This is a genomic window from Xanthomonas sp. BRIP62409 (genome assembly GCF_003992965.1).
Lineage (GTDB): Bacteria > Pseudomonadota > Gammaproteobacteria > Xanthomonadales > Xanthomonadaceae > Xanthomonas > Xanthomonas euroxanthea.
Window position 1 is genome coordinate 59,763 of the sequence record NZ_QEZJ01000024.1, and the last position, 25,964, is coordinate 85,726.

The 25,964-nt window shown below is 68.0% G+C and carries 27 protein-coding genes and 1 pseudogene; 13 read left to right on the top strand and 15 right to left on the bottom strand.

Features of this window, described 5'->3' with window-relative positions; all coding sequences use genetic code 11:
• Window positions 1-87: 87 nt before the first annotated feature.
• From nth to EO170_RS15180, 3 genes are read right to left on the bottom strand one after another with little or no spacing between them, the layout of a single operon-like run.
• Complete coding sequence (gene nth / locus EO170_RS15170) at window positions 88-798, bottom strand: endonuclease III (RefSeq protein WP_119132251.1); 711 nt, start codon at window positions 796-798, stop codon at window positions 88-90.
• Entirely contained in the window at window positions 795-1,175 is a 381-nt protein-coding gene (locus EO170_RS15175) for a hypothetical protein (RefSeq protein ID WP_104582781.1), read from the bottom strand. The genes nth and EO170_RS15175 overlap by 4 nt, the downstream gene beginning before the upstream one ends.
• 10 nt (window positions 1,176-1,185) lie before the next feature.
• A complete protein-coding gene (locus EO170_RS15180) occupies window positions 1,186-1,968 on the bottom strand; it encodes an enoyl-CoA hydratase-related protein (protein WP_126946160.1) in 783 nt (260 codons plus the stop codon).
• Window positions 1,969-2,131: 163 nt separating this feature from the next.
• Between EO170_RS15180 and EO170_RS15185 the strand changes: the two genes are divergently transcribed.
• The 4 genes from EO170_RS15185 (at window position 2,132) to EO170_RS15200 (ending at window position 5,659) form a co-directional block, all read left to right on the top strand.
• Window positions 2,132-2,830 carry an FKBP-type peptidyl-prolyl cis-trans isomerase N-terminal domain-containing protein gene (locus tag EO170_RS15185; protein WP_016902469.1) on the top strand — a complete coding sequence of 233 codons (699 nt, stop codon included), beginning with the start codon at window positions 2,132-2,134 and terminating at the stop codon, window positions 2,828-2,830.
• Between the two features lie 120 nt (window positions 2,831-2,950).
• Window positions 2,951-3,748 carry a CoA pyrophosphatase gene (locus tag EO170_RS15190; RefSeq protein WP_104582783.1) on the top strand — a complete coding sequence of 266 codons (798 nt, stop codon included), beginning with the start codon at window positions 2,951-2,953 and terminating at the stop codon, window positions 3,746-3,748.
• On the top strand, window positions 3,745-4,617 hold the full coding sequence (locus EO170_RS15195; RefSeq protein ID WP_126946163.1) for a sulfurtransferase: 873 nt from the start codon (window positions 3,745-3,747) through the stop codon (window positions 4,615-4,617). Before EO170_RS15190 ends, EO170_RS15195 begins: the two co-directional genes overlap by 4 nt.
• Before the next feature lie 88 nt (window positions 4,618-4,705).
• Window positions 4,706-5,659, top strand: coding sequence for a DUF1684 domain-containing protein (locus EO170_RS15200; protein ID WP_126946166.1), 954 nt, complete (start codon window positions 4,706-4,708; stop codon window positions 5,657-5,659).
• Between the two features lie 54 nt (window positions 5,660-5,713).
• Here the strand turns inward: EO170_RS15200 and EO170_RS15205 are convergent, their stop codons facing one another.
• Window positions 5,714-6,289, bottom strand: coding sequence for an N-acetylmuramoyl-L-alanine amidase (locus EO170_RS15205; protein ID WP_126946169.1), 576 nt, complete (start codon window positions 6,287-6,289; stop codon window positions 5,714-5,716).
• Window positions 6,290-6,312: 23 nt separating this feature from the next.
• On the opposite strand from EO170_RS15205, the gene EO170_RS15210 reads away from it, so the two are divergent.
• The 9 genes and pseudogenes from EO170_RS15210 (at window position 6,313) to EO170_RS15245 (ending at window position 14,991) form a co-directional block, all read left to right on the top strand.
• Window positions 6,313-6,804 carry an MOSC domain-containing protein gene (locus EO170_RS15210; protein WP_115676672.1) on the top strand — a complete coding sequence of 164 codons (492 nt, stop codon included), beginning with the start codon at window positions 6,313-6,315 and terminating at the stop codon, window positions 6,802-6,804.
• The gene (locus EO170_RS15215) at window positions 6,801-7,328 is read left to right on the top strand and encodes a YqiA/YcfP family alpha/beta fold hydrolase (RefSeq protein WP_126946172.1); all 528 of its coding nucleotides are present in this window, start codon (window positions 6,801-6,803) and stop codon (window positions 7,326-7,328) included. Before EO170_RS15210 ends, EO170_RS15215 begins: the two co-directional genes overlap by 4 nt.
• Before the next feature lie 34 nt (window positions 7,329-7,362).
• A complete protein-coding gene (locus tag EO170_RS15220; RefSeq protein WP_126946175.1) occupies window positions 7,363-7,869 on the top strand; it encodes an N-acetyltransferase in 507 nt (168 codons plus the stop codon).
• Between the two features lie 355 nt (window positions 7,870-8,224).
• Window positions 8,225-9,838, top strand: a complete 1,614-nt coding sequence (locus tag EO170_RS15225) for an ATP-binding cassette domain-containing protein (RefSeq protein WP_126946178.1) — start codon at window positions 8,225-8,227, stop codon at window positions 9,836-9,838.
• Window positions 9,817-10,007: pseudogene (locus EO170_RS21635) on the top strand (hypothetical protein). The gene EO170_RS15225 and the pseudogene EO170_RS21635 overlap by 22 nt, the downstream one beginning before the upstream one ends.
• Window positions 10,004-12,139 (top strand): bifunctional 23S rRNA (guanine(2069)-N(7))-methyltransferase RlmK/23S rRNA (guanine(2445)-N(2))-methyltransferase RlmL, encoded by a 2,136-nt coding sequence (rlmKL, locus tag EO170_RS15230; RefSeq protein WP_126946181.1) that lies wholly within the window; start codon window positions 10,004-10,006, stop codon window positions 12,137-12,139. Before EO170_RS21635 ends, rlmKL begins: the two are co-directional and overlap by 4 nt.
• A gap of 197 nt (window positions 12,140-12,336) precedes the next feature.
• On the top strand, window positions 12,337-13,113 hold the full coding sequence (locus EO170_RS15235; RefSeq protein WP_115676676.1) for an NAD kinase: 777 nt from the start codon (window positions 12,337-12,339) through the stop codon (window positions 13,111-13,113).
• Between the two features lie 172 nt (window positions 13,114-13,285).
• Entirely contained in the window at window positions 13,286-14,251 is a 966-nt protein-coding gene (locus tag EO170_RS15240) for a 5'-nucleotidase (RefSeq protein ID WP_104582793.1), read from the top strand.
• On the top strand, window positions 14,248-14,991 hold the full coding sequence (locus EO170_RS15245) for a transferase (protein ID WP_164741063.1): 744 nt from the start codon (window positions 14,248-14,250) through the stop codon (window positions 14,989-14,991). Before EO170_RS15240 ends, EO170_RS15245 begins: the two co-directional genes overlap by 4 nt.
• 75 nt (window positions 14,992-15,066) lie before the next feature.
• Here EO170_RS15245 and EO170_RS15250 read toward each other — a convergent pair whose 3' ends face one another.
• The 11 genes from EO170_RS15250 to EO170_RS15300 form a co-directional block, all read right to left on the bottom strand.
• A complete protein-coding gene (locus tag EO170_RS15250; protein WP_126946184.1) occupies window positions 15,067-15,630 on the bottom strand; it encodes a DUF2939 domain-containing protein in 564 nt (187 codons plus the stop codon).
• Between the two features lie 124 nt (window positions 15,631-15,754).
• Window positions 15,755-16,441, bottom strand: coding sequence for a DUF2461 domain-containing protein (locus EO170_RS15255; RefSeq protein ID WP_104582796.1), 687 nt, complete (start codon window positions 16,439-16,441; stop codon window positions 15,755-15,757).
• Window positions 16,438-17,883, bottom strand: coding sequence for an exodeoxyribonuclease I (gene sbcB, locus EO170_RS15260; RefSeq protein WP_126946187.1), 1,446 nt, complete (start codon window positions 17,881-17,883; stop codon window positions 16,438-16,440). The genes EO170_RS15255 and sbcB overlap by 4 nt, the downstream gene beginning before the upstream one ends.
• A 106-nt stretch (window positions 17,884-17,989) precedes the next feature.
• Entirely contained in the window at window positions 17,990-19,357 is a 1,368-nt protein-coding gene (locus tag EO170_RS15265; protein ID WP_126946190.1) for an NAD(P)/FAD-dependent oxidoreductase, read from the bottom strand.
• 173 nt (window positions 19,358-19,530) lie between these two features.
• Window positions 19,531-20,802, bottom strand: a complete 1,272-nt coding sequence (gene kynU / locus EO170_RS15270) for a kynureninase (protein ID WP_126946193.1) — start codon at window positions 20,800-20,802, stop codon at window positions 19,531-19,533.
• A 34-nt stretch (window positions 20,803-20,836) separates the two neighbouring features.
• Window positions 20,837-22,978, bottom strand: a complete 2,142-nt coding sequence (locus EO170_RS15275; protein ID WP_126946196.1) for an FUSC family protein — start codon at window positions 22,976-22,978, stop codon at window positions 20,837-20,839.
• Window positions 22,979-23,179: 201 nt separating this feature from the next.
• Window positions 23,180-23,710, bottom strand: coding sequence for a 3-hydroxyanthranilate 3,4-dioxygenase (locus tag EO170_RS15280; RefSeq protein WP_126946199.1), 531 nt, complete (start codon window positions 23,708-23,710; stop codon window positions 23,180-23,182).
• Window positions 23,711-23,795: 85 nt separating this feature from the next.
• Window positions 23,796-24,458, bottom strand: a complete 663-nt coding sequence (gene can, locus EO170_RS15285; RefSeq protein ID WP_104648440.1) for a carbonate dehydratase — start codon at window positions 24,456-24,458, stop codon at window positions 23,796-23,798.
• Window positions 24,459-24,548: 90 nt separating this feature from the next.
• Entirely contained in the window at window positions 24,549-25,187 is a 639-nt protein-coding gene (locus tag EO170_RS15290) for an FMN-binding negative transcriptional regulator (RefSeq protein WP_126946202.1), read from the bottom strand.
• A 1-nt stretch (window position 25,188) separates the two neighbouring features.
• On the bottom strand, window positions 25,189-25,515 hold the full coding sequence (locus EO170_RS15295; RefSeq protein WP_104648442.1) for a hypothetical protein: 327 nt from the start codon (window positions 25,513-25,515) through the stop codon (window positions 25,189-25,191).
• Window positions 25,512-25,817: a hypothetical protein gene (locus tag EO170_RS15300; protein ID WP_126946205.1), complete on the bottom strand. Its 306-nt coding sequence runs from the start codon at window positions 25,815-25,817 to the stop codon at window positions 25,512-25,514. Before EO170_RS15300 ends, EO170_RS15295 begins: the two co-directional genes overlap by 4 nt.
• Window positions 25,818-25,964 lie beyond the last annotated feature (147 nt).

Sequence of the window (25,964 nt, forward strand, 5' to 3'; positions counted from 1 at the left end):
CTGATACGGCAGGCCTAGTGCCCGACTGAGCGCTTGCAGTTGCGATGGTTTTGTTAGGTCGTGTCAGCCATGTTGATTCGGATTGCGTCAGCTTTTGGGAGTTTTTGGCCGTTCGGCGGGTGCGGGGGTCTTGTCGCGGTAGCGGCACAGGTCGTGGATCACGCAGCCTGGGCAGTCGGGCTTGCGTGCCTTGCAGACGTAGCGGCCATGCAGGATGAGCCAGTGATGCGCGTCGTGCAGAAACTCGGCAGGAATGACCTTGACCAGTGTGTCCTCGACCGCGCGCACGTCCTTGCCCGGCGCAAGACCGGTGCGGTTGGCGACGCGGAAGATATGTGTGTCCACCGCCATGGTGGGCTCGCCGAACGCGGTGTTGAGCACGACGTTTGCGGTCTTGCGGCCGACACCGGGTAAGGCTTCCAGCGCGGCGCGATCGTGCGGTACTTCGCCGCCGTATTGCTCCAGCAGGATCCTGCAGGTGGCGATGACGTTCTTGGCCTTGGCATTGAACAGGCCGATGGTGGCGATGTAGCGCTTCAGGCCTTCTTCGCCGAGATCGAGAATGTCACGCGGGGTATTGGCCACCGGATACAGCTTGCGGGTGGCCTTGTTGACGCCGACATCGGTGGCCTGTGCCGACAGCAGTACCGCGATCAGCAACTCGAATGGCGTGGTGTATTCCAGCTCGGTGGTCGGGTGCGGATTGAGCTCGCGCAACCGCGCGAACATCTCCTGTATTTCAGGCTTGCGCATGAGGTTGCCGCGCCTTGCCGGCGGGGTCTGACGGATCGCGTTCATGGCGGTGCGCCGCCAGCGGCCTTGGCCTTTGCGCGCGCCAGGATGGCTGCGGCCAGCGGCGGTAATGCGGCTGCGGCGGGTTGGCTGGGGGCCGGTGCCGGCGTTCGGCGTGCATCGCGTTCGGCAGCGCGACGTTGCAGGCGCGCGGCGCGTGCGCGGTAGCGGTCGCGGGCGGCCCAGGCATCGCGCAGCCGCTGTTGTGCGGCAAGCAACACCGCGCGCAGCTGCGGGCAGGCCGGATCCAGCAGGTCGTCGCCCGGATCGGGCCGATACTCCATCAAACCCAGTGCCAACGCGCGATCGAGATCGTCGGCGTGTACGCAGTCGAACAGCTGGAGGGGCAGGGGACGTGCTGCCGGGTTGGGGTCGAACGTCATGGCAAGCCGATCAGCGATTGAGAAAGTGCGCGGGGCGTTTTTCGAGAAACGCGCCGGTGCCTTCGTGCATGTCGTCGCTGGAAAACAGCAGCGCAAATTGCGCGGTTTCCAGCTGCAGGCCTTCTTCGATGGCGCATTCGCCACCGAACACCACCGCATCTAGAATGCCGCGCAGCGCGAGCGGTGCGGCGACGGCCAGACGCTGTGCCAGGGCCAGGGTGTCTTCCTGCAAGGCTTCCGGCTCGACCACGCGGTTGACCAGGCCCAGCTGCAGCGCACGCGGCGCATCGATCGGCAGGCCGAGCAGGCACAGCTCCAGCGCCGCCGCTCGCCCGGTCAGACGCAATAGCCGTTGCGTGCCGCCGAAACCGGGGATCAGGCCGAGGTTGATCTCCGGCTGCCCCAGGCGTGCGGTGGATGCGGCGATACGCAAATGGCAGGCCATTGCCAGCTCCAGCCCGCCGCCCAGCGCAAAGCCGTTGACCATGGCGATCACCGGCTTGGGCATGCGCTCGATCCGGCGCATCACCTGCTGGCCCAGCAGCGAGAACTCACGGCCCTGCATCGCCGACAGCTCGCGCATTTCGGCGATGTCCGCGCCGGCGACAAATGCCTTGGGGCCTGCGCCGGTCAGGATCACCACGCGGATGTGGTCCGCGCTGGCTGCCTCGGCAAAGGCATGATCCAGTGCCCGCAGCGTTTCCTGGTTCAAGGCGTTCAGTTTGTCCGGTCGATTGACCGTGATCGTCCGTACACTGGCGTGGTCGGCGATCAGAATGACGTGATTGGACATGGAAATCCTTGCGAACGTAAAAAATTAGTAAATACGGAACTTCCGAAAGCCTTGCTGGTCCTAGCTTTCGTGATAAGTAGCGGTTCGGTATCGCGGCCGCTATCCTAGCGCGTCATCTCAGGCGGCAGACCCGTCCTGTGCCACCACCCTGGAGAATTGTTTGATGAAGTTGCGTTCTATCGCGGTCGCTGTGGCGGCCCTGGCCCTGACGGGCAATGCACTGGCCCAGGACACGACGTCCGAGAAGGGCAAGTTGAGCTACTACTTCGGCTATGACTACGGCAACAACCTTGCCGAGCTCACCGGTCGCGGCGAGCAGCTCGACATCAACTCGGTGGTAAAGGGTCTGCAGGACGCCTATGCCAAGAAGCAGCCGGCCATCACTGCCGACCAGCTGAAGCCGGCCGTCGAAGCGTTCCAGAAGCGTGAGCAGGGCCGTGCCCAGCAGGCCAAGGCCGAGTACGACAAGGCCGCTGCGGCCAACAAGACCAAGAGCGACCAGTTCCTGGCCAAGAACAAGGGCACTGCGGGCGTGCAGACGCTGCCCAGCGGCGTGCAGTACCGCGTGATCGAAGCAGGCAAGGGCGCCAAGCCGACCCAGGCCAGCACCGTGCAGCTGGAAGTGGCTGGTCCGTTCCCGTTCGGCGACCGCGAGAAGGCACGTCCGGCGCAGCAGATCCCGGCCATCAAGGTCAGCGAAGTCGAAATGCAGGCCATGCGCGACACGCTGCTGCAGATGCCGGCCGGCTCCAAGTGGGAAGTGACCCTGCCGCCGGAGAAGGCCTATGGTGCCGATCCGCGCACCCCGTTCCCGCCGAACGTGGCTGTGCAGTTCGAGATCAAGCTGGTCAGCGTCAAGTAATTGCATTGGATGTTGCTGTGACAACGCCGGCCACCAGGCCGGCGTTGTCGTTTGGATCCAGCGGCCATGTGCGAGAGGATGGACGAACGGCGTGACGATGCGGTGCGGCGGGAGCCAGCGATGAGCGACACGGATTCGACCCGCAATGGTCTGCCCAGCCCGTGTATCGGTGTATGTTCGCTGGACGCGCAGGCGCACTGTGTCGGCTGCCTGCGCAGCCTGGATGAAATTGCACGCTGGATGAGCATGAGCGACACCGAACGTCAGCAGTATCTGCATACGGTTCTGCCGGCGCGCGCGTTGGCCGCGCGGCTGCCCGAATGTGCGCAGTTGCGGCGCGCGTTGTATGCGCTGGACACCGCGCCCGACGGGCCGGGCTGGAATCATGCCGAATTGATCGACCTGACCGAGGGCGGCGCCTCGGCCGAGGCCGCGGTGCTGTGCGGACTGGTGCCGCGCGCACAGGGCACGATGGTGCTGCTGACCCGGCGCACCGACAGCCTGCGTCACCATGCCGGGCAGGTCAGTTTTCCCGGTGGACGGATCGAGCCGTCGGATGCGGATGCGGCCGCTGCGGCCCTGCGCGAGAGTTGCGAGGAAATCGCGCTCGGCGCCGGCCAGGTGCATGCGCTGGGCTATCTGGATCCGTTCCTGACCGTGAGCGGTTTTCGCGTCACGCCGGTGGTGGCGGTGATCGACCCGGCGTTCGTGGCGGTGCCGCAGCCGGACGAAGTGGCCGAGGTGTTCGAGGTGCCGCTGGCCTACCTGATGGATCCGGACAACCTGCGCAGCGTGGAGCTGGAATATCGCGGCCGGCCGCGCCGCGTGCTGGAATACGACTGGCCGGGCCACCGCATCTGGGGTGCCACCGCGGCCATCCTCCTCAATCTTCGTCGTCGTCTGGAGCAGGTTGCATGAGTGCGGAACCCCACTGGACCACGCTGGTCGACAGCGCCACGTTGGCAGCGGCATTGCCGCATCCGCAGTTGCGATTGCTGGACGCGCGCGCTGCGCCACCGACTGCGCCGGACCCGGATGCCGCGCGCAAGGCCTATGCGCAAGGGCATCTGCCAGGCGCGTACTACGTCGATCTCGATCAGGACCTGGCCGATCTGTCGCTGCCTGCACAGGGGCGGCACCCGCTGCCGCACAGTGCAGCATTCGCCAGGCGGCTGGGCGCGTGGGGGATCGACCCGGACAGCCAGGTGGTGATCTACGATGCCGCCGACGGCAGCATGGCCGCGGCGCGGGCATGGTGGATGCTGCGGCTGATGGGACATCGCCGCGTGGCGGTGCTCGACGGCGGGTTGGCCGCCTGGCGTGCCGCGGGGCTGCCGGAGAGCACCGAACCGCCTGTAGTGCGCGATGGCGTGGCATATCCAGGCAGCTTCGACAGCGATGCGGTGGTCGAGTCCGGGCAGATCCTGGCGCGACTGGATCAGGCGCCGGGCTGGTTGCTGGATGCACGTGCGGGCGAGCGTTTTCGCGGCGAGGTGGAGCCGGTCGATCCAGTGGCCGGGCATGTGCCCGGTGCGGTGAGCCGCCCCCTGGGCGTGAGCCTGCGCGACGGGCGGTTCAAGCCGGCAGAGGAACTGCGCACCGAGCTGTCGGCGCTGCTGGGCGCGTACCGTCCCGAGCAGGCGGTGGTGATGTGCGGCTCCGGGGTGACCGCATGCCATCTGCTGCTGGCACTGGAAGTGGCCGGATTGTCGGGCGCGCGCGTTTACGCCGGCTCCTGGAGTGGGTGGCTGCAGGATTCCACACGTCCGGTCGCGACCAGCCCCTGATTGCAGGCACAATGGCGGCAGGAACGGTGACCTGTGGGGACGCAGGTTCGCTGCGCGGAGCGCAGTTTCTCGCAGTGCTGGGTGACTCATGCGGTTGCAGTTGCAGGTCGGCGCGTTGTGCGTCGCGATGGTGTCGTTGGCTGCCTGTTCGGCGGGGTCGACCGCCGACGCCAACGGTGCGCGCATCGCCGGTCGTGGGCAGAGCGATCGCCACGCGATGTATCAGGTCGAACTCGAACGTGCACGCGCCGAGCGCGTGCAGCGCTTGCGTGCGCCCGATGGCTGGCTGAGCTACACCGGCTCCGGGCGCGTGCGTGCCGGCCGGTACCAGGTGGGCAGCGATCCACGTAGCGACCTGGTGTTGCCGGCCGGGCCTGCGCAACTGGGGCAGCTGACGCTGGATGCCGACGGCCGGGTGCACTTCGACGCCGCTGCCTCCGCACCGGTGCACTTGAACGGCCAGCGCATCGATCGCGTGCGCCTGAGGCCGGAGCGTGCAGGGCAGCGTGGAGATCGCCTGGATGTGGAGGGCCGGCAGTTCTATCTGGTGCAGACCGGCAGCTTGTTCGGCTGGCGTTTCCGCGACCCGGCAGCGCCGTTGCTGACCCACTTCGCCGGGCTGGAGTATTTTCCGACCGACCCGCAGTGGCGCATCCAGGCGCGCTGGCAGGCGTATTCCACGCCGCGCACGACCACGCTGCTGACCTCGATCGGTACACCGCTCACTGTCCAGGTGCCGGGCGAGGCGGTGTTTTCGCGCAATGGCCGGGACTACCGGTTGCAGCCGATCGTCAGCGACGACGGGCGAGGCCTGTTCTTCCTGTTCGCCGATCGCACCAGCGGCAAGGAAACGTATGGCGGCGCGCGCTATCTCTACACCGCGGCACCACACGATGGCCGGCTCGTGCTCGACTTCAATCTGGCCGAGAATCCGCCCTGTGCGTTGACGCCGCACGTGGTCTGCCCGATCGCATCGCCGGAAAATCGCCTGGACCTGGCAGTGAATGCCGGCGAGAAGACCTACCGCGCGACCGAGCGCTGAGCACCGAACACGCGAAGGCGGCCCGCCGTGTCGATGGCCCTGTGTGCGCCGCTGCTAGCGCGGTGTGTGCGCCCAGCTGACCGCCGCTTCGATCTGCGGCCACGGAAACAGCGGGCCGGGGTCGAGCTTGCGTTGGATCTTGCGCGACGGATCGTCGCTGGCCGCTTCCTGGGTGGTGTCCAGTGCCTGGTGGCCGGCGATGCGGTGGACCGATGGCAGCTGCTGTTGCAGCCACTGCAGCAGCGTGATCAGCGCAGTGATCTGCGCCTGCGGATACGGCTCGCTCATGCACTGATGGCGCGAGTCCAGCCAGTGCGGATAACGGCCGCTGTTGACCAGTTCGATGCCCAGCGTATGCGGGTTGTGGCCGCGCACGTGATGGGCCACGCGCTCCAGCGCGACGTATTGCTGGATGCTGCCGTTGCGGTCGATGTAGTAATGCCCGCTGTTGCCGGTGCCGCTGTCGTAGAGCACGCGTTCGCCGTATTCGCGTGCCATCGCCATGTCGGGCAACTCGGTGCAATGGATGACCACCATGTCGATCTGCGTGAGCGCGCGTCGCGCCAGCCGCGATTCGTAGGACAACGGCGCGTAGGTGATCGGTGGCGACGGCAGGACGGCATCGGACATGAGGCGGATGCTAGCATTGCCCGATGGCTTTGAATCCCGACAGCCCCTTGGGCAAATTGATGGCAACCCTGCCGCAGACCGGCCAGGTGACCTGGATCGGCGTGCGTCCCGCGCGCGACGTGGAGATGATCGCGGTGGACGCGGCACAGGCCACCACCGGCGTCGGCCTGGTTGGCGACCGCTACAAGGGCGGCAGCGGCAAGCGCGGCGTGACCTTGATCCAGGCCGAACATCTGCCGGTGATCGCGGCACTGGCCGGCCACACCGCGATCGCGCCCGCCACCTTGCGCCGCAACCTGGTGGTGTCCGGCATTCCGCTGATCGCCTTGAAAGGGCGGCGTTTCCGCATCGGTGATGTCGAGCTGGAAGGCACCGATCCCTGCGATCCGTGCTCGCGCATGGAGGACGCGCTGGGTGCGGGCGGCTACAACGCCATGCGCGGTCATGGCGGCCTGTGTGCGCGCGTCCTGCGTGGCGGCGTGCTGCGCCTCGGCGATACGGTGCAGACGCTATGAGCCGCGGTCATTGCATCCTGTCGCACGGCTTCGAGAGCGGCCCGGATGCGCTGAAGGTCACCGCCCTGGCCGATGTCGCCGCGCAGTTGGGCTGGACCCACGAGCGCCCGGACTACACCGATCTGGACGCACGCCGCGATGTGAGTTCGCTGGGCGATGTGCAAGGTCGGCTGCAGCGCCTGCTGGAGATCGCGCGTGCGGCGGCCGACAAGGGCCCGCTGGTGCTGGTCGGTTCCAGCCTGGGCTCGTACATCGCCGCGCAGGTGTCGTTGCAGGTGCCCACGCGCGGGCTGTTCCTGATGGTGCCGCCGACCAGGATGGGGCCGTTGCCGGCACTGGATGCGGCGCGCGTGCCGATTTCGATCGTGCATGCCTGGCGCGATGAACTGATTCCGGCCGGCGAGGTGATCGCCTGGGCGCAGGCGCGCCATGCGCGCTTGCTGCTGGTCGACGACGAACACCGGCTGGCGTCGCATGTGGATGCATCGGCGCGGGCCTTCGCCGAACTGTTGCAGAGCCTGTGATGCGGACCAGGGTGTGCGGGTTTTGGGGCGTCCGATGAACGTACTGATTCGCGAAGCGAGCGACGGCGATGCGGCGGCAATCGAACTGCTGACGATGGTCGCGTTCATGCGCGACGAACATAGCCGCCACGACGAGCAGCACGTGATCGCCGGGTTGCGCAACGACGGCGCGCTGGCGTTGTCGCTGGTGGCCGACCACGACGGGTATGTGGTCGGGCATCTGGCGGTATCGCCGGTGTGGCTGTCGGACGATTCGCCCGGCTGGTACGCGTTGGGGCCGCTGGCGATCGGCCCGGGGCATCAACGCCAGGGGCTGGGCACGCGCCTGGTGCAGGCGGCGCTGGTCAGCTTGCGCGAGCGTGGCGCGGCCGGCTGCCTGGCATTGGGCGAGCCGGCGTTTTTCAGGCGTCTGGGCTTTGCGGTGGAGCCGGGGCTGACCTTGTCCGGCGTCCCGGCATCCGAGCTGCAGGCGCTGGCGTTTGGCGACCGCCTGCTGCCGCTGGCCGATGTGGCCTATCACCCGGCGTTCGGGCTGGGCTGAGCGTTGCATCATCGGGACACCTGATGGCCCGCGTTGCCGGCGATTTTGCCACGGCAGCGATCCCCGCGATGGCTGTCTTCGATGGTCCCTGGTAGCCGGCAATGAGCCGGCCTGCAGGAGCGTGGGCATGTCTGCACGGTGCCGCCTGCCGATGCTGCTGCTGCGCTTGAACTGCGCCAGTCTGCCGCAGTGCCCGGGATTTGGCTTGCATCGCAGGCTGACCTACACTTTGCTGCGCTGCCCACTGTCTGAGGATTGGTCCAATGCGCCATTGATGCCGCCGTCGTGATGACGGCCTTACCCGCTGCCGGTCCGGGTGGATCGGTGCGTGTGCTGGCATGCAATGGAGACCCGTATGACCTGTCCGTCGCTGACGCTGGACGGCGTTGCGTATGTGCTGCCCGATGGCAGCCCGCTGTTTTCCGATCTGACAATCCACATCGACCAGCGCGCCACCGGCCTGGTGGGGCGCAATGGCGTGGGCAAGAGCGTGCTGGCGCGCCTTCTGGCCGGCGCGTTGCTGCCCAGTGCCGGGCGCTGTGTGCGCAACGGCAGCGTGCGTTACCTGCCGCAGCGCGCGCGCGTGGCGCCGGGGCAGAGCATTGCCGACCTGGCCGGCGTCGCGCCGCTGCTGGAGGCGCTGGACCGTATCGCTGCTGGCAGCGTTGCGCCCGCCGATTTCGAACTGGTCGGCGAGCGCTGGACCGCCCATGCGCAATTTGCTGCAGAACTCGAACGGCAAGGCCTGGGTGGGCGCGATCCGCGTGCACCGGCCGCGCAGCTCAGTGGCGGCGAAGCGATGCGCGTGGCGCTCGCCGGTGCGTTCCTGAGCCAGCCGGACCTGTTGATTCTGGACGAACCCAGCAATCACCTGGATGGCCCGCAGCGGCAGCGGTTGATGGATCAGTTGCTGGCATGGAACGGCGGCGTGCTGGTGATCAGCCACGACCGCGGCCTGCTCGATGCGATGCAGCGCATTCTGGAATTGTCCGGGCAGGGGCTGCGCAGCTATGGCGGCAATTACGCGTTCTATGCGCAGCAGCGCGCCATCGAACAGCAGGCCGCCAGCGCGTTGCTGGCCCAGCGCAAACAGGCACGCGCACGCGGCGAACAGGCGCTGCGCGAGCAGCAGCAACGTCACCAGCAACGCCAGGCACGCGGCGCGCGTGCTGCGGGGCAGGCCAACCAGGCCGCGATCCTGCTTGGCGCGCAGAAGCAGCGCAGCGAGGTCAGCGCGGGGCGGCTGCAACAGCAACGCCAGGCCGACCAGGCGCGGCTGAGCGAGGCGGTGGTGCAGGCCGCGGCGCTGGTGCAAGACGACCCCACGATCGCGCTACTGGCGCCGACATCGCCCGCCGGCGCATCGCAGCGCTTGGCCACGCTGCAACAGGTGGAACTGGCGCACGGGCGGCTGGGCGGGCGGCGGGTGGATCTGCTGTTGCATGGGCAACCGCGGATCGGCCTGGTCGGCCCCAACGGCAGCGGCAAGTCGTCGTTGCTGCAGCTGCTGGCCGGGCGCCTGCAGCCCAGCGCGGGGCAGTGCCAGGTGCATGTGCCGGTGGCGTATCTGGATCAGGACCTGGGGCTGCTGGACCCGGCGCGCTCGGCCGCTGCGCAGCTGCACGATGCAGACCCGGGCGCGCCGGCGCATGCGCAGCGGCTGCGCCTGGCGCTGCTGGGGCTAGACCAGCAGCGTGCCGACCTGCCCACCGGCCAGCTCAGCGGCGGCCAGCGGCTCAAGGCGGCGCTGGCCTGCGCGCTGTACCGGGCGCAGCCGGCGCAACTGCTGTTGCTGGACGAGCCGACCAACCACCTGGATCTGGCCGCGGTGGAAGCGATCGAGGCGCTGCTGCGCAGCTACGCCGGTGCGCTGATCGTTGCCTCGCACGATGCCGCCTTCCTGCAGCGGCTGGGCCTGCGGCAGCGCCTGGATACCGCGCAAGCGCAGTGGCGGCTGGCGCCGTGGTGAACCGCACGACGGGCGATCCGGCCGGCGGGCTGGTAAAGCCGGCGCCGATGGCCGACCATTTGCGCCCCGTCCGCGGCGGCCACGGCTTTGCCCTCCCGGGCGCCGGCCCAGCGTCCTGCTCCCACGCTCGCCCCACGGCCAGCGTCTCCATCGATACCTGCCTACGTGAAATTCTTCGCATCCTGTGCCAAGGGCCTGGAATACCTGCTTGCCGACGAGCTGCTGTCGCTCGGTGCCAGCAAGGCCACCGCCACCATCTCCGGCGTCAACGTCGAAGGCGACCTGCGCGACGCGCAGCGCGCCGTGCTGTGGTCGCGTCTGGCCAGCCGCGTGCTGTGGCCGCTGAGCGAGTTCGATTGTCCGGACGAGGACGCGCTGTATGCCGGGGTGGCCGAGTTGCCGTGGGACGAGCACCTGTCCGTCGGCCACACGCTGTCGGTGGACGCGCATGTCTCCGGTACCGCGATCACGCACGCCCGTTACGCGGCGCAGCGGATCAAGGACGCGGTGGTTGACACCATGCGCCGGCAGGGCCTGGAACGTCCGTCGGTGGATGTGGACAGCCCGGATCTGCGTCTGAACCTGTCGCTGCGCAAGGGCCGCGCCACCATTTCGGTGGATCTGGGCGGCGGCCCGCTGCACCGGCGCGGTTGGCGCATGGCGCAGAACGATGCGCCGCTCAAGGAGAATCTGGCCGCAGCGGTGTTGCTGCGCGCTGGTTGGCCGCGCGCCTACGCCGATGGCGGCGGCCTGCTGGATCCAATGTGCGGCAGCGGCACCTTGTTGATCGAAGGCGCGCTGATGGCCGCCGACGTGGCGCCCGGCCTGCAGCGCTATGGCAGCGATCTCCCCAGCCGCTGGCGCGGCTTCGACCGCGAGGGCTGGCAGCAGCTGGTGGGCGAAGCGCGCGAGCGCGACAGTCGCGGCCGCGCCGCGCTCCGGCAGGTGATCCACGGCAGCGACATGGACCCGCATGCGATCCGCGCCGCGAAAGAGAATGCGCAGGTGGCCGGTGTGGCCGAGGCGATCTGGTTCGGCGTGCGCGAGGTGGGCGACATGCAGACCCCGCCGCAGGCCACCGGCGTGGTGGTGTGCAATCCGCCTTACGATGAACGCCTGGCTGCCGATGCGGCGCTGTATCGCCGCCTGGGCGATACCCTGCAGCGTGCGGTGCCGCAATGGCGGGCCAGCCTGCTGTGCGGCAACGCCGAGCTGGCGTATGCCACCGGCTTGCGTGCGGGCAAGAAATACCAGCTGTTCAATGGCGCGATCGAGTGCGCGTTGATCGTCTGCGACCCGATTGCGGTGCCGCGACGCACCCCGCTGGCGGCGCCGACCGCGCTCAGCGAAGGCGCGCAGATGGTTGCCAATCGCTTGCGCAAGAATCTGCAGAAGTCCAAGAAATGGCGCGCACGCGAAGGCATCGAATGCTTCCGCGCCTACGACGCCGATCTGCCGGAATATTCCGCCGCCATCGACGTGTACCAGCAGGCCGATGGCGATCGCCGCGTGTTTCTGCATGTGCAGGAATACGCCGCACCGGCGACGATTCCCGAAGCCGACGTGCGCCGCCGTCTGGGCGAACTGCTCGCCGCCGCACGCGAGGTGTTCGAGGTGCCGGGCGAACGCGTGGCGCTCAAATCGCGCGAGCGCGGCAAGGGCGGCAGCAAGTACGGCCGCTTCGAGCAGCGCAACGAATTTATCAACGTGCGCGAGCATGGCGCCTTGCTGCGGGTGAATCTGTTCGACTACCTGGATACCGGCCTGTTCCTGGACCATCGCCCTTTGCGTGGCACCATGGCCATGCAATCGAAGGGGCGGCGTTTCCTCAACCTGTTCTGCTACACCGGCGTGGCCAGCGTAGAAGCGGCGGTGGCCGGGGCAAGCTCGACCACCAGCGTGGATCTGTCCGGCACCTATCTGCAGTGGTGCGCCGACAACCTGGCCCTGAACGGCCAGGCCGGCAGCAAGCACACGCTGGTGCAGGCCGACGCGCTGGCCTGGCTGGAAGCCGAGCGCGCGCATTTCGACGTGATCTTCTGCGACCCGCCGACCTTCTCCAACTCCGCACGCGCCGAGGACTTCGACATCCAGCGCGAGCACGTGCGGCTGCTGCGTGCGGCGATGGCGCGGCTGGCGCCGGGTGGGGTGCTGTACTTCTCCAACAACTTCCGTCGCTTCAAGCTGGACGAGGAACTGGTGGCCGAGTTTGCGCAGTGCGAGGAAATCAGCCCGCGCACCATCGACCCGGATTTCGAGCGGCATGCGCGCATCCACCGTGCCTGGCGATTGACCGCCTGATGCCGCGGCCCGGTCGCGTCTGACCGGCCAGTGCAGGCATTGCGCGCCCGCTGTCGCCGGCGCCCGGCTGGCTGCGGTGCGCCATGCCAGCGGCGCGTGGTGGCGCAGCTGCAGCCGTGCAGGCCAGGGCGGGGCGGGCAGCCAACAAGCCGACCACAGCGCTGCGGTATGCTGATTCGCATGCTTTGGAGTCAACGATGACCGCACCACCACGGATTGCCTTTGTTGCCAGTCACGCCGAGCCGGCGGTGACCGCGCGCACGCGTCTTGTGCAGCGCTATGGCGATCATGCGCTGGACACCGCCGACATCGTCTGCGCCCTGGGCGGGGACGGCTTCATGCTGCAGACCCTGCACCGGCATGGCGCTGCCAGCAAGCCGGTGTTCGGCATGAAGCTGGGCTCGGTCGGGTTCTTGATGAACCAGTACCGCGACGACGAGGACGACCTGCTCGCACGTCTGCAACGGGCCGAACCGGCGCATCTGCGCCCGCTGGAAATGCAGGTGCAGACCGAGTCCGGTGCCAGCACGGTGTCGCTGGCCTACAACGAGGTCTCGCTGCTGCGGCAGACCCGCCAGGCCGCGCACCTGAGCGTGGATCTCAATGGCCAGACCCGCATCGCCGAGTTGATCGGCGACGGGGTCATGGTCGCCACGCCGGCCGGCAGCACCGCTTACAACTATTCCGCGCACGGGCCGATCCTGCCGCTGGGCTCGCACACGCTGGCGCTGACGCCGATCGCCCCGTATCGGCCGCGCCGCTGGCGCGGCGCCATCCTCAAGGCCGATACCGAAGTGCGTTTCCGCGTGCTGGACCCGTACAAGCGCCCGGTCAGCGTCACTGCCGACTCGCACGAGATCCGCGATGTGGTCGAAGTGACCATCCGCGAATCCACCCAACGCCAGGTCACGCTGCTGTTCGATCCCGAACACAATCTGGAAGAGCGCATCTTCAGCGAACAGTTTGCGGTCTGAGGAGCGGGGATTGGGGAGTGGGGATTCGGGATTGGCAACGGCAGCAGCGTGCCACGTCGTCTTTAGAAGGCGCGCACGCGCTACGATGCTGCGCAGATGGGCGATCAAATCCCGACCCAGTAGTTCCTGCTTTAAACCAATCCCCAATCCCCACTCCCGAATCCCCGCCCCAATGGCTGATAATTCCCCCAGGCTCCTGACCGTCGCGGTGACCTCGCGCGCGCTGTTCGATCTCGAAGAAGGCCATGCGCTGTTCGAGGCCGATGGCGTGGAGGCGTATTCGGCGTTCCAGCGCGAGCACGAGGACGACATCCTGGAGCCGGGCGTCGCCTTTCCGGTGGTGCGCAAGCTGCTGGCGCTCAACCACGATGTGCCCGAGGAAACCCCGCGTGTCGAGGTGATCCTGCTGTCGCGCAATTCCGCCGATACCGGGCTGCGCATCTTCAATTCGATCCAGCACTACAACCTGGGCATCGTGCGGGCGACCTTCACCTCGGGCCAGCCGACCTGGCCGTACGTGAAGCCGTTCGGCACCGATCTGTTCCTATCGGCCAATCCGGAATCGGTACGCCGCGCACTCACCCATGGCATCGCGGCGGCGACCATCATGCCGCGTGCGCCGGGCGAACGCGCCGAGGCCGCCGCGGCGATCGTGCATAACGACGAAAGCCGCCTGTCCACCCAATTGCGTATCGCCTTCGACGGCGATGCGGTGATCTTCGGCGACGAGAGCGAACGCATCTCGCGCGAGCAGGGCGTGGAGGCGTTCGGGCGCCACGAGCGCGAACGTGCGCGCGAGCCGTTGTCGGTCGGGCCGTTCCGCAATTTCCTGTCGGCGCTGCATGCGCTGCAGGCGGCATTCCCGCCCGGCGAGGCCTCGCCGATCCGCACCGCGCTGGTCACCGCGCGTTCGGCGCCGGCGCACGAGCGGGTGATCCGCACCCTGCGCGAATGGGGCGTGCGCCTGGACGAGGCGCTGTTCCTCGGCGGACGCCACAAGGGGCCGTTCCTGGAGGCGTTCGGCGCGGATATCTTTTTCGACGATTCGCAGCACAACATCGACAGTGCGCGCCAACACCAGCATGTGGCGGCCGGTCACGTACCGCATGGCGTGGCCAACGATCCGCCGGGCAGGTGAGCGAGGCACCGAGGCCGTCTGGATGCGCCGCGCTGCGCTCCAGCTGGCGGCAACTGGAGCTGTATTTTGCCGACGACACCGTCCAGACGCGCATGTCGCGTTGGGCGCCGTACCGGCTGATGCTGCCGTACACGCGCGGCATGCTGGCGGCGCTGTGGTTGCAGCCACGCCCCGAGCGCGTCGGCCTGATCGGCTTCGGCGGCGGCGCGCAGGCCAAGTTCTGTCACCGCTATCTGCGCAGCACGCGCATCGAAGCGGTGGACGCCGATGCGCAGGTGCTGGCCCTGCGCGATGCGTTCGGCGTGCCACCCGACGATGCGCGGCTGGAGGTCACGCACGGCGATGGTGCGCAGTGGATCGGCACGCGTGCCGGGCGCTACGACCTGCTGCTGCTGGATGCCTACGATGCCGATGGCATTCCGCCGGCGTTGTGCACGCCCGAGTTCTACGCCGACTGCCGCGCTGCGCTGACGCCGAGCGGTGTGCTGGCCCTGAACCTGTTCCAGGTGCCGCTGGCCGGGCATCTGGCCGCGCTGCGCGAGGTGTTCGAGGGGCGGGTGCTGCTGTTGCCCGAGCCGGACCCGCGCAACCAGCTGCTGTACGCCTGGAACGGCAAGCGCGCGCCGGGCACTGCGGAGCAGGCGTTGGCGGCGCTGCCGTGGTCGGCACGTCGGCAGCTGCGGCCGTCGATGTTGCGGCTGCAGGCGGCGTGGATGGAGCGGGCCTGGCGGTTTTCCTGAGCCGCTGTCCGGCGCCAGTCGTCAGCCTGCAAATGCGACACGCCCAACATCGCTCGCAGGCGCGCCCTTATGGGGTCAGCGGATGTCCGCTTCCGCCTCTGCCAGCGGCAAGCGGATATCGGTCAACCGCCAGCGCAGGCCTTGCCGGGTCAGCACGAACACCACCGGCGCTCCGGCTGCGGTGCGGGTGGTCGCGGTGAAGCGGCGGGTGGACTCGAAGCGCTGCTGCGCGCCTTGCAGCGGACGCGCCGGCGCTGGCGCCGCATAGGTGTCCGGGCTGACGGTGGTGCCGGTGACGCGATTCCACACGCTGTGGCCTTGCAGCAACGCGCCGATGCCCAGCGGCGTCACCAGCGTGTCCACGCCGGCGCCGCTGATGCCGCTGGCAAGCTGCAGGGCGAATCCGCCCAGCAGGCTGGATTGCATGCGGCTGCCGGCCTGGCGGATCAGGTAATCGTCCAGCTGCGCCTTGAGGTTGACCCGCAGGCTGGGGAAGTCCACATGACGTTCCAGCTGTGCGGCGTCGCGACTGGCGACTGCCTCGCTGATGCCGCGAATGGCAAGATACGGGCCCGCAACCACATAGCTGGCCAGCAGCAGCACGGCCAGCACAGGCAGCAGCAACCAGCGCTTCTTCATGGCATGCAGTCCATTGCTGTTGTCTGCAGCAGGCGCATCGAGGCATGGCGCCGCGCAGCGAGAAATCGCCGCGGTCCGCCGATTGCCTGCGCAGCGTCGATTGCCGTCGGCGCCGTGCGATGCATCAGAATTCCAGATCCAGCGCGGCGCACAGGTAATCGACGAACGGCGCCAGCACCACCAGGTCCGCCTCGATGGTCTGGCGCAGGCGCGGGCCGGTCATGATGGCATCGTCGAGTGGACGCAGGTACGCCCAGTTGCGATGCTTGAGATCGTCGATGAACTCGAAATCGTTGGGAAAGCCGCGCGGCGCACGCACCAGTTTCTCGCTGTCGTCCAACGCGAACTTGCGGCGTAGTTTTGGCTCGTAGGCGGCCGCTTTCCAGTTGGCGGGATTGTCGAAGATGAACTGGCGCAGCTTGCGCTGGGTGTCCGGCTCCGGATGCCACAGCCCCGCACCCACGAAGCTCTCGCCCGGCTGCAGATGGATGTAGAACGACGGCGCCGGCACCTGGCGGCGGCGCTCATGGAACAGGCGCGCGCCTTGCCAGTTCTTGTACGGCGATTTGTCGTTGGAAAAACGCGCATCGCGGTAGATGCGAAACAGCGAGCCGCCCTGGGTCTTGGGGTCGGCGCGATAGTGCTCGCTGACCTGTGCCAGCGCGGGCTGCAGGTCGGTGATGAGCTGCAGGAACGGCTGGCGCACATGCGCCTCGTACTGATGCCGGTGGTCGTTGAACCAGGTCTTGTCGTTGTGGCGCGCCAGGGCGCGCAGGAACTTGAAACTGGCGTCGGAAAAATAGGTGGTCATAGCGTGCGTTGGAGGTCCAAACCCCAGGCGGCGAGCTGGTCGAGCAGGGACTGCTTGGTAGCATCGTCCGGGTGAGCAAGCCGTAAATCCGCAATCTGCGCATGGAACTGGTCGAGCGTGACCTCGCCCAGGCCACGGTCCTCGAGCAGGCGTTGGCGGCGGTAGACGTTCCAGCGTTCCTGCTCGTCGAACGACAAGGTCTGCGGCCAGTTGCGCGCGCGGTAGCGAAACAGCAACTCGATCAGGCGCGGATCGCGAAAGCGCGATTCCAGCGCGCCCAGCTCGGCCGGTGCACTGGCGCGCACCTGCGCCAGTAGGCGCTTGTCGCCTTCGGCCAGGAAGCCGTCATACAGCGAGGCATCGGCATCGTTGACCGTCGGCGCCGCAGCGCGCTCGTTGCCGTACACCTGGCGCACTTTTTCGGCCAGTTCGGGGCCGAGCGCGCGCAGGCGTGCAGCCTTGGCCAGCACCGCGTCCGGGTCGATGCCCAGGCGCTGGAAATCCGCCGCGCGCAGATGCTGCCAGGCCACCAGCGCCGGCGACTTGTTCACGTGCACTTCCTTGAGCGCAATGCGCTGCTCGCCTTCGGGCAGGTCGGCGGCGCGGATATACAGCCGGTCGGCGATCTCGTCCGGGCTCAGGCGCAACAGCACTTCAGGGTCGCCTTCCAGATCGAACACGATCACGCGGCTGTCGATGCGTGGATGGCGCGTCAATGGCAGCACTGCGGCAGCGCACATGCGCGAGGCGGGATAGCGCTGCGAGACATGCAGCACCGGCTGCATGCCGATCACGTCCAGCAGCGTTGCCGCAAAGCGCTTGTCGCGCAGGCGCAGCGCGTAATCCCACAACTTGGGCCGATGCTGCTGGAACCTGCGTGCCATGCCGATGGTGGCGTACACGTCCGACAGCGCTTCATGTGCATCGCCTTCGCGCACCGCGTTGGCATCGGCCAGGTGTTCGAGCTTGAACGAGGTGGCGCCGTCTTCGCGCTGCGGCCAGACGATGCCGTCCGGGCGCAGCGCATGCACCAGCCGCAGCACGTCCAGCAGATCCCAGCGCGAATTACCGCCGCGCCACTCGCGCTCGTACGGGTCGTAGAAATTGCGGAACAGCCCGCAGCGCACGAATTCGTCGTCGAAGCGGATCGAGTTGTAGCCCAGTGTGCAGGTCTGTGGCCGGCTCATCTGCTCGGAGATGCGCGCGAACGCTTCGGCCTCGCTCACGCCTTCGCGCAGTGCGTGCTGCGGGGTGATGCCGGTGACCATGGTCGCGTACGGGGAGGGCAGCAGGTCGTCGGCCGGCTGCACGTAGAAACTGATCGGTTCTTCGATCACGCGCAGCTGCGCATCGGTGCGCACCGCGGCGAACTGCGCGATGCGCGTGCGGCGCGGATCCTGGCCGAAGGTTTCCAGGTCGTAGAAGAGAAAGCTGTCAGGCATGCCGTATCAAATCCAGATCCGCGGCGCGCTGCGGAGGGCGCCGCCAGTGCTGCCTAGTATCTCTTATCCGCGCGCCGGCCCGCTGACGCCGGCCTGTGCAGCTTGATCAATGCGCGCCTTCCAGCGGTTGCAGGCGCGCATGCACGACCGCTTCCAGTGCCGCCCAGTCGATGCGCGACAGGTCGCTGTGCCCGCGCGTGGCCTCGACCAGGATCTGGCGCTGGATCTCGCTGCGCGCCAGGGCGATCGAATAGCGCGTGCGCAGGAAGGTCACCATCGTGTAATGCGGCACGAAACGGGTGGGCCAGCGTGCCTGCAGTTGCTGTTCGAGCGCGCGCTGCAGCAGGAAGTCGGGATCGTCGACGCGGTCGCGCATCTCCAGATAGTTTTCCAGCGCCATCTGCTGGATCGCCGCGGCATCCTCACGGCGTGCAGCCTGGAAGGCGGCAAACGCAGTTTCCAGATCGTGGTGCGCGTCCAGCTGCTCTGCCAGCGCCACGCAATCTTCGAACGCGCAATTCATGCCCTGGCCGTGGAACGGCACCATCGCGTGCGCAGCGTCGCCGATCAGCAATGCGCGGCCGCCCAGATGCCAGCGGTCCAGCGTCAGGGTGCCGAGCAGGCCAGGCGGATGTTCTTCCCAATGTTCCTTGAGCTGCGGGATCAGCGGCAGCGCATCGGGGAAATCACGCGCGAACAAGGCCAGCGCTTCGTCGCCGTTGCGGGTGGTGGCAAAGCTGGGCTCGCCGGCGTTGGGCAGAAACAGCGTGACGGTGAAGGTGCCGCCGTCGTTGGGCAGCGCGATGCACATGTAGCGCCCGCGCGGCCAGATGTGCAGCGCGTTGCCTTCGATGCGGAACCCGCCGCCGGGCAACGGCGGAATTTCCAGCTCCTTGTAGGAGTGATCGAGGAATTCGGTGCGCTCGCCCAGCGGCGATTTGCGCTGCATCGCCGCGCGCAATGCCGAGCCGGCGCCATCGCTGCCGATCAGGCTCTGGAAATGGATTTCGTGCGGCTGGTCGTCGCGGTCGTCGATGAAGCGCGCATAGCCGGCGTCGAAGTCCACCGTATGCAGGCGGCGGTAGAAGTGCACGCATGCGCCGGCCTGTTCGGCCAGATCCAGCAGCGCGACATTCAACGCGGCGCGGTGGATCGACCAGATCACTTCGCTGTCGTCGCGCCCATAGCGCTGCAGCTGCGGCTGCGCGTGCAGCGGGTGCACCATGCGCCCGCGCATCATCACCGCCTTGGCCATCACCGCGTCGTCGGCGCCGGCCTGGCGCAGTGCATGGCGGCCGCGTTCGGCCAGCGCCAGGTTGATCGAGCGGCCGGACTCGTAGCCCTTGATGCGCGGGTCGCCGCGGCGCTCGTAGACGGTGACCTGCCAGCCGCGACGCGACAACAGGATGGCCAGCAGGCAACCGGCCAGGCCAGCGCCGATCAGGGTCAGGGAACGGGGAGAGACTGCGCTCAATGCGGTATCCGGCAGCGGCCGGACGCGAGTGCCGGCCAAGAGGGAGGAAGGAGAGTGGCTGGCAGCGGCACCTGCTGCGGTCGGCCAGGTGCGGGTTCGGAGTGTACGTGCGCGGGTGCCGATTCCGGCTCACGCGCAGCCCTGCTCGCTGGCACAGTCTGTGCCGTACGTGCTCAGGCGGCGGCCCAGGTTTCCACGTGCTCGACCAACTGGTGCAGGTCGCAGAAGCGGTTGTACAGCGGCACCGGTGCGATGCGGATCACGTCCGGTTCGCGCCAGTCGCCGAGCACGCCCACCGACTGCAGGGACTCGAACAGCGAGCGCCCCTGCGCGCGCCCGCCGGCCACCCGCAACGACAGCTGGCAGCCACGCTGCGCCGGCTCGGTCGGGGTGATGATCTGCAGCACCTGCGGCACGCGGGCGTGGATCAGCTGTTCCAGATGCCCGGTGAGTTGTTCGGACTTGGCGCGCAGCGCCGCCATGCCGGCCTGGTCGAACAATTCCAGCGAGGCACGCAGCGGCGCCAGCGCCAGCACCGGCGGATTGCTCAGCTGCCAGCCTTCGGCGCCAGGCGAGGGCACGAACTGCGGATCCATGCGGAACCGGGTCTGTTGCTCGTGTCCCCACCAGCCGGCCATGCGCGGCAGGTCGCTGTTGGCATGGCGTTCGTGCACGAAACAGCCACCCACCGCGCCGGGGCCGGCGTTGAGATATTTGTAGTGGCACCAGACCGCGAAATCCACGCCGTCGTCGTGCAGCGTCAGCGCGATATTGCCGACCGCATGCGCCAGATCGAAACCCACCGCCGCGCCCTGTGCGCGTGCCAGCCGCACGATTTCGCCCAGGTCGAAGACCTGGCCGGTGCGGTACTGGATGCCGGGCCACAGCACCAGCGCCAGGCGCGGACCATGCCGGGCGATGGCATCGGCAATCGCTGCCATCGACAGCGTGCCATTGGGTTGGTCGGCTTGCACTTCGATCAGCTGCGTGGCCGGATCCAGCCCATGCAGGCGCAGTTGCGATTCCACCGCATGGCGGTCGGACGGAAACGCGCCGGCTTCGATCAGGATCGCGCCGCGCTCGGGCGTGGGGCAGTAGAAGCTGGCCATCATCAGGTGCAGGTTGACGCTCAGCGTGTTCATCGCCACCACTTCGCCGGGCAGTGCGCCGACCACCCGGGCCAGACCATCGCGCACCAGCTGGTGATAGGTCAGCCACTGGGTGGGACCGGTGAAGTGGCCCTCCACCGCGAGCGCACCCCACTGGTCGAGCACCTCGGCCACCATCGCGCGTGCGGCGCGTGGCTGCAGGCCCAGCGAGTTGCCGACGAAATAGGTCTGATCCTGGCCGGCATGCTGCGGGAAGATGAAGTCATCGCGCAGCTGGCGCAGCGGGTCGGCGGCGTCCAGTGCAACGGCATGGGCGCGGGACAGCAGGTCGGTCATGATCACGGCTCGCAACGCAGGTCAGTGGCGCAGTTTACCCGCCGGCACCCTGTGCGCCGTCATGCGCGGCCGGTGTGTCGGGCGCGGCGGTGGTCGCGGCCGGCCGGGCAGGGCGCAGCAGATGCGTCAACGTGCCGATGCTGTCGGTGATGCGGTCGATGGTGTCGGCCAGTGCGGCGGTGGCCGGCGAGCCGTCGGGCAGGGCCGCCAATGCATCGGACAGCTGGCGCTCGGCGCTGCGCAAGGTGGCCGCGGCGGGAATGCCGCCGTCGAGCAGGCAGGCGATCAGCTCGGACAGCGCCTGGTCGGCCTGTTGCGCAAATGCCGGCAGCGCGTCTAGCGCAGGCAGGGGATGGCCGTCGCGCAGCACCGCCTCCAGCGACAAGGTGGCGCGGATCAGCCGGTTGCCGTTGGCCAGCAGCGACTCGGCGAGTTTGAGCTCGTGCAGATTGCGCCGGCTGCGCGGCTCGCCGCGCAGGCGTTCGATCGAGGCCTGCGCATTGGTGCGCGCCACGCGTGCGGCAGCGCGGGTGTCGCCCAGATCCTCCATCCTGCCGAGCAACAGATTGCGCAGATGATCGCGATACGCGCTGAGCAGCTGCGCCAGCGAGGAGCGGATGTGCCGGCGCTCGCGCGTGGGCCACAGCGCATAGGCGATCAGCGCCCAGGCGCTGCCGGCCACCGTCGCCTGCAGGCGCGCACCGATGGCCTCGCCCGGTGCCACGCCCTCGAAGGACAGCAGCAGCACCAGCATGCCGGTCAGGAACGCCACGCCGATGCCGTAGTTCACCTGCGTCAGCAGGCGGAAGCCCAGGCAGAACAGTGCCAGCAACGCCAGGCGGACGCTCGCGCCATCCATCGCCAGATGCGCCAGCAAGGTCGCCACCAGCAGGCCGACGAAGGTGCCGGCCACGCGCAGGGCACCGAAGCTGAAGGTGCCGCCGAAATCCGGCTTGAGCACGATGGCGGTGGTCATCGGAATCCAGAAGCCGTGCGGGATCTGCTGCCAGCGCTGGAAGGCGATCGCCAGTGCCAGGCACACGCCGCAGCGCAAGGCATGCCGGAAGGCCACCGACGACAGATCCAGGTTCGCGCGCAGCGTGGCCCAGGTCGCGGCGGGCCTGAGTACCGCCGGCAGGCGCGCTTCGGCCAGCTGCGCCTGGATTTCGCCACGGCTGCTGGCCCAATGCGCGTTGCGGATCAGCGCGCGCAGCTGGCCGCCCAGGCCTTGCGCGCGTGCTACCGCCACCCGCACCAGTCGGCGCTCGCGGGTGTCGGCGTTGTCGTGCTGGAACTGCGCCAGCGCGGCGACCAGATCGTCGAAGCCGGTCATCGAGGCATTGGCGGCGAGCGGGTCTTCGCCCACCGTCATCGCATGCGCGAGCTGTTCCAGCACGATGGCGCTGCGTTCGAGCACGCGCTCGATCGCCGGGCGCGCCTGCGACTCGGTCAGGCGGGTATCGGCATCGGCCAATGACAGCAGCTCCAGCCGCACGCGCTCGCACAGCTCGGCAATGATGCGGAAGCTCTGCACGGCGATCGCGCGCGAGCGATGCTCGCCATGCAGCATCACCATCGCATCAAGCACTTCCTGGGTGGCCGGCGGCGGCGCGCTGGCTTCCGGACGCTGGCGTGCGATGCCGGCCAGTTGACGCATCAGGTCGGCCAGCGCGAAGCGCTCCGGGCGATAGCGTTGCAGCGGCCAGGCGGCCAACGCCAGCACCACCTGGAGCAGGCCGCCGGCAAAGATCAACGCCGCCACACCCGCTGCCTGCTGCACCGGCAAGCGCATGTCGGCGCTGACCACCAGCAGGATCATGCTGGTCAGCCCTACACGCGCCGCCACCGGGCCGAGCGCCACCAGCAAGCCGCCGCCAAGGCCGAGCAGCAGCCCGGCGATCACCAGGGCCGGCGTGTCGTGGCCGACCCAGATGCCGAGCAACGCGGCCAGGCCGGCAGCCAGCGCGGCCATCAGCATGCGTTGCAGGCGCGCGCGATACGGGCCGGGCTGGTCGGTGAACATGGTGTTGAGCGCGCCGGTACACATGGCCAGGCCGGCGGCGACATGCCCGGTGGCCACGCCGACCGCCAGCGGCAGCACCACCGCGGCGGTGTTGCGCAGCGCGACGCGCAGCGGCACGTCGCGCGGTTTGAGGTCGATCAGCGTGCGCAGCATGGCATGTGGCTCAGCGCGGGCACGCAGCGTGGCCGCCGCGCGTGCACGCGGTTGAAACGCAGCACGTTGCGGGCAGTTGCGCCGTCGTTGCAATTGCGCGGCATCACGCTGCCGACGTGACACACACGCGCGGCCATCGAGCGAACGCGCTCCGAAGACCTGCGCAAGACGTGCCCGGCCGTGCCATACGTCATCGCCCGCTCATGCCTGGACAGTGGCATAGCGCTCCGGCGCAGGATGCAGGTGTCCACAGCGGGTGCAGGTGCGCAGCGCGAGTGAGCGGTAGAAATGATCGAACACCGGCGGAAAATCGGTTTCGATGTCCTGCAGCGGAAACATCGCCTCGTACAGCTTGTGATTGCACTGCGGGCAATACCACTGCAGGCCGTCCTGCTCGTTGGGGAGGCGCTCGCGTTCGATCACCAGGCCGATCGAGCCGGTCGCGCGCTGCGGCGAATGCGGCACCTTGGGCGGCAGCAGGAAGATCTCGCCGGCGCGGATCGGGATGTCGCGTGCCACACCGTCGTCCTGCACCTTCAGCACCATCTCGCCTTCGAGCTGGAAGAACCACTCCGGGCCTTCGTCGTAGTGATAGTCGGTGCGCGCATTCGGCCCGCCGACGATCATGATGATGAAGCCGTCCTGCTGGATGCATTTATTGCCCACCGGCGGCTTGAGCAGGTGGCGGTGTTGCTCGATCCAGGCTTGCAAGTTGATCGGCGGGACCAGCATCGACGTTCCTCGGCAAAGAAGACGTCCAGCATAGCCAACCGACGGCGCCGATGGGCGCCGCGGCGGGATGGTGTGCGGGTGCGGCTCAGCGTTCGGCGTGATCGGCCTGGATCTGTGCCAGCGCCGCGTCGTAGCGTTCCTGCAGCAGTTCGGGGCGGTCGATCGACATGCCCAGGTCGTGCGCACGTCCGTCGCGCAGGCTGTAGACCCAGCCATGCACCTGCAGTGCCTGGCCGCGCTCCCAGGCATCGCGCACGATGGTGGTGCGGCAGACATTGACCACCTGTTCGAGCACGTTGAGCTCGCACAGGCGCGCGTGCTGGACCGGCAGGTCGCCCGCATCGTGCAGGCAGGCCTCGTGCTTGTCGGCCACATCGGTGACGTGGCGGATCCAGTTGTCGACCAGGCCCATGCGCTTCTGGGTCAGGCTGGCAAACACGCCGCCGCAGCCGTAATGGCCGACCACCAGGATGTGCTTGACCTTGAGCACGTCGACGGCGAACTGGATCACCGACAGGCAGTTCAGATCGGTGTGCACGACCACGTTGGCGATGTTGCGATGGACGAACACCTCGCCCGGCGCCATGTCGATGATCTGGTTGGCCGGCACGCGCGAGTCCGAGCAGCCGATCCACAGATACTCCGGCGTCTGCTGGGTGGAGAGCTTGGAGAAGAATTCCGGGTCCTCGCGACGGATGCGTTCGGACCAGGCGCGGTTGTTTTCAAGCAAATGGTTGAGCTCGTTCATGCGCGCAGTATTCCAGAGGACGAAGGGCAGTGTGTGATCGACAGATGAGCGAAAGGCAGTGATGCGCAAATCGACGCTGTATGGCCCCGCTCAGGCCGCGCCATCGCGTGCCTGCAGGGCATCGCGCATCAGCGACGCCAGCTCGCGGGAGTCGGTGGACGCCTGTTGCTGTAGTGCTTCGCTCACGGCAGCAACATTACTGGCCGGATGGTTCTGGCTGAGCTTGAAGGTCAGCTCGATGCGGCTGGGAACGAAGCGGAAGCCGACCAGACCACGCAGCTGTCGGCGGTGGCTGTCGCGCTCCATCTCGAACAGCCAGTCGCTGCCGACACGCTGTTCGAAGTGTGCGCTCATGCGGCCGATCAGATCGCCCAGCGCCGCCTCGTCGCTGACCTGCTCGCAGCGTCCATGCAGATGCGCCACGGCGTAGTTCCAGGTCGGCACGCGTGCGGCCGTTTCCTTGTCCGGATACCAGCTGGGCGACACATAGGCATGCGGGCCCTGCACCACGATTACCGCATCGCCGGGGCTGCGCGCCTGCGGATTGGGGCGCGCCCAGTGGCCTTCGATGACCACTGCCTGCGTCTGGCGTCGGTACAGCACCGGCAGATGCGAGATCGCCGGCTGCTCGTCCTCGCCCTGGCTGATCAGGGTGACGAACGGGTCGCGCGCGATCAGCCAGTCCAGCAGTGCCAGATCGGTCTGCGCGAACGCGCGCGGGGCGTACATGTCAGGCGCGACCGCCCAGGGTCAGCACCATGCGTTCGCGCAGGTCGGCATCGTCGTCGCCGCGCGGCGGCGACACCTCGTCGAGCGAGAAGCCACGCATCAGCGCGTCTTCCTCGTCCAGCCCGTCGAGCGCGACGAATTCGGCATCGAACAAAGCCGCACGGGCGCTGTCTTCGCTGTCGTAGGGCAGGATCTTGCCGTCGCTGTCCAGGACTTCGGCGGTACCTGCCTGCTTGACGCGCAGGCGCGCCCAGATCAGCGTGCGGCCGATCGTGGCCAGCCACCACGAATCGTGGTGGTCCTGTGCGGTGTCTTGCGGTGTATTCATGGCATTACCTTGGAAAGCAGGCCGAGCAGGGCCGCCATGCCCAGGCCGAAGAAGATGGTCAGCAGCGACAGCCAGGCGGGTGTGGCCAGACCGGACAGCGCATTGTCGCGGTGGCGGCGGTAGCGCCGCGTCAGCAACCAGCGCAGTGCCGCAGGGCTGATGAAGGCCGGATCACCGAAGCTGGCCAGCGCCTCGGGATGACGGTCGCGCAGGTGCACCAGCGTCAGTGGCCAGAAGATCAGCAAGGCGGTGAGCCCGGCGACGGCGACGCCGACAAAACACAGTGCGAAGAACAGGGTCATGTGCCCGCCGGCCTCAGTACGCGTTGCAGAAGTGCTGCGCCAGCCATCGGCGCAGCGATGGTCCGCCCCAACGGATGCCTGGCCTGGAGGAGGGCCTGGCGTGCCGTGTCACCCTGCCACCACGCACCTGGAACCGGAGGCGTGGCT

Excerpts from the sequence above, each read along its gene's own strand:
- nth (WP_119132251.1), bottom strand. The coding sequence starts at position 798 with ATGAACGCGATCCGTCAGACCCCGCCGGCAAGGCGCGGCAACCTCATG.
- EO170_RS15175 (WP_104582781.1), bottom strand. The coding sequence starts at position 1,175 with ATGACGTTCGACCCCAACCCGGCAGCACGTCCCCTGCCCCTCCAGCTG.
- EO170_RS15180 (WP_126946160.1), bottom strand. The coding sequence starts at position 1,968 with ATGTCCAATCACGTCATTCTGATCGCCGACCACGCCAGTGTACGGACG.
- EO170_RS15185 (WP_016902469.1), top strand. The coding sequence starts at position 2,132 with ATGAAGTTGCGTTCTATCGCGGTCGCTGTGGCGGCCCTGGCCCTGACG.
- EO170_RS15190 (WP_104582783.1), top strand. The coding sequence starts at position 2,951 with ATGAGCGACACGGATTCGACCCGCAATGGTCTGCCCAGCCCGTGTATC.
- EO170_RS15195 (WP_126946163.1), top strand. The coding sequence starts at position 3,745 with ATGAGTGCGGAACCCCACTGGACCACGCTGGTCGACAGCGCCACGTTG.
- EO170_RS15200 (WP_126946166.1), top strand. The coding sequence starts at position 4,706 with ATGCGGTTGCAGTTGCAGGTCGGCGCGTTGTGCGTCGCGATGGTGTCG.
- EO170_RS15205 (WP_126946169.1), bottom strand. The coding sequence starts at position 6,289 with ATGTCCGATGCCGTCCTGCCGTCGCCACCGATCACCTACGCGCCGTTG.
- EO170_RS15210 (WP_115676672.1), top strand. The coding sequence starts at position 6,313 with ATGGCTTTGAATCCCGACAGCCCCTTGGGCAAATTGATGGCAACCCTG.
- EO170_RS15215 (WP_126946172.1), top strand. The coding sequence starts at position 6,801 with ATGAGCCGCGGTCATTGCATCCTGTCGCACGGCTTCGAGAGCGGCCCG.
- EO170_RS15220 (WP_126946175.1), top strand. The coding sequence starts at position 7,363 with ATGAACGTACTGATTCGCGAAGCGAGCGACGGCGATGCGGCGGCAATC.
- EO170_RS15225 (WP_126946178.1), top strand. The coding sequence starts at position 8,225 with ATGACCTGTCCGTCGCTGACGCTGGACGGCGTTGCGTATGTGCTGCCC.
- EO170_RS15235 (WP_115676676.1), top strand. The coding sequence starts at position 12,337 with ATGACCGCACCACCACGGATTGCCTTTGTTGCCAGTCACGCCGAGCCG.
- EO170_RS15240 (WP_104582793.1), top strand. The coding sequence starts at position 13,286 with ATGGCTGATAATTCCCCCAGGCTCCTGACCGTCGCGGTGACCTCGCGC.
- EO170_RS15250 (WP_126946184.1), bottom strand. The coding sequence starts at position 15,630 with ATGAAGAAGCGCTGGTTGCTGCTGCCTGTGCTGGCCGTGCTGCTGCTG.
- EO170_RS15255 (WP_104582796.1), bottom strand. The coding sequence starts at position 16,441 with ATGACCACCTATTTTTCCGACGCCAGTTTCAAGTTCCTGCGCGCCCTG.
- sbcB (WP_126946187.1), bottom strand. The coding sequence starts at position 17,883 with ATGCCTGACAGCTTTCTCTTCTACGACCTGGAAACCTTCGGCCAGGAT.
- kynU (WP_126946193.1), bottom strand. The coding sequence starts at position 20,802 with ATGACCGACCTGCTGTCCCGCGCCCATGCCGTTGCACTGGACGCCGCC.
- EO170_RS15275 (WP_126946196.1), bottom strand. The coding sequence starts at position 22,978 with ATGCTGCGCACGCTGATCGACCTCAAACCGCGCGACGTGCCGCTGCGC.
- EO170_RS15280 (WP_126946199.1), bottom strand. The coding sequence starts at position 23,710 with ATGCTGGTCCCGCCGATCAACTTGCAAGCCTGGATCGAGCAACACCGC.
- can (WP_104648440.1), bottom strand. The coding sequence starts at position 24,458 with ATGAACGAGCTCAACCATTTGCTTGAAAACAACCGCGCCTGGTCCGAA.
- EO170_RS15290 (WP_126946202.1), bottom strand. The coding sequence starts at position 25,187 with ATGTACGCCCCGCGCGCGTTCGCGCAGACCGATCTGGCACTGCTGGAC.
- EO170_RS15295 (WP_104648442.1), bottom strand. The coding sequence starts at position 25,515 with ATGAATACACCGCAAGACACCGCACAGGACCACCACGATTCGTGGTGG.
- EO170_RS15300 (WP_126946205.1), bottom strand. The coding sequence starts at position 25,817 with ATGACCCTGTTCTTCGCACTGTGTTTTGTCGGCGTCGCCGTCGCCGGG.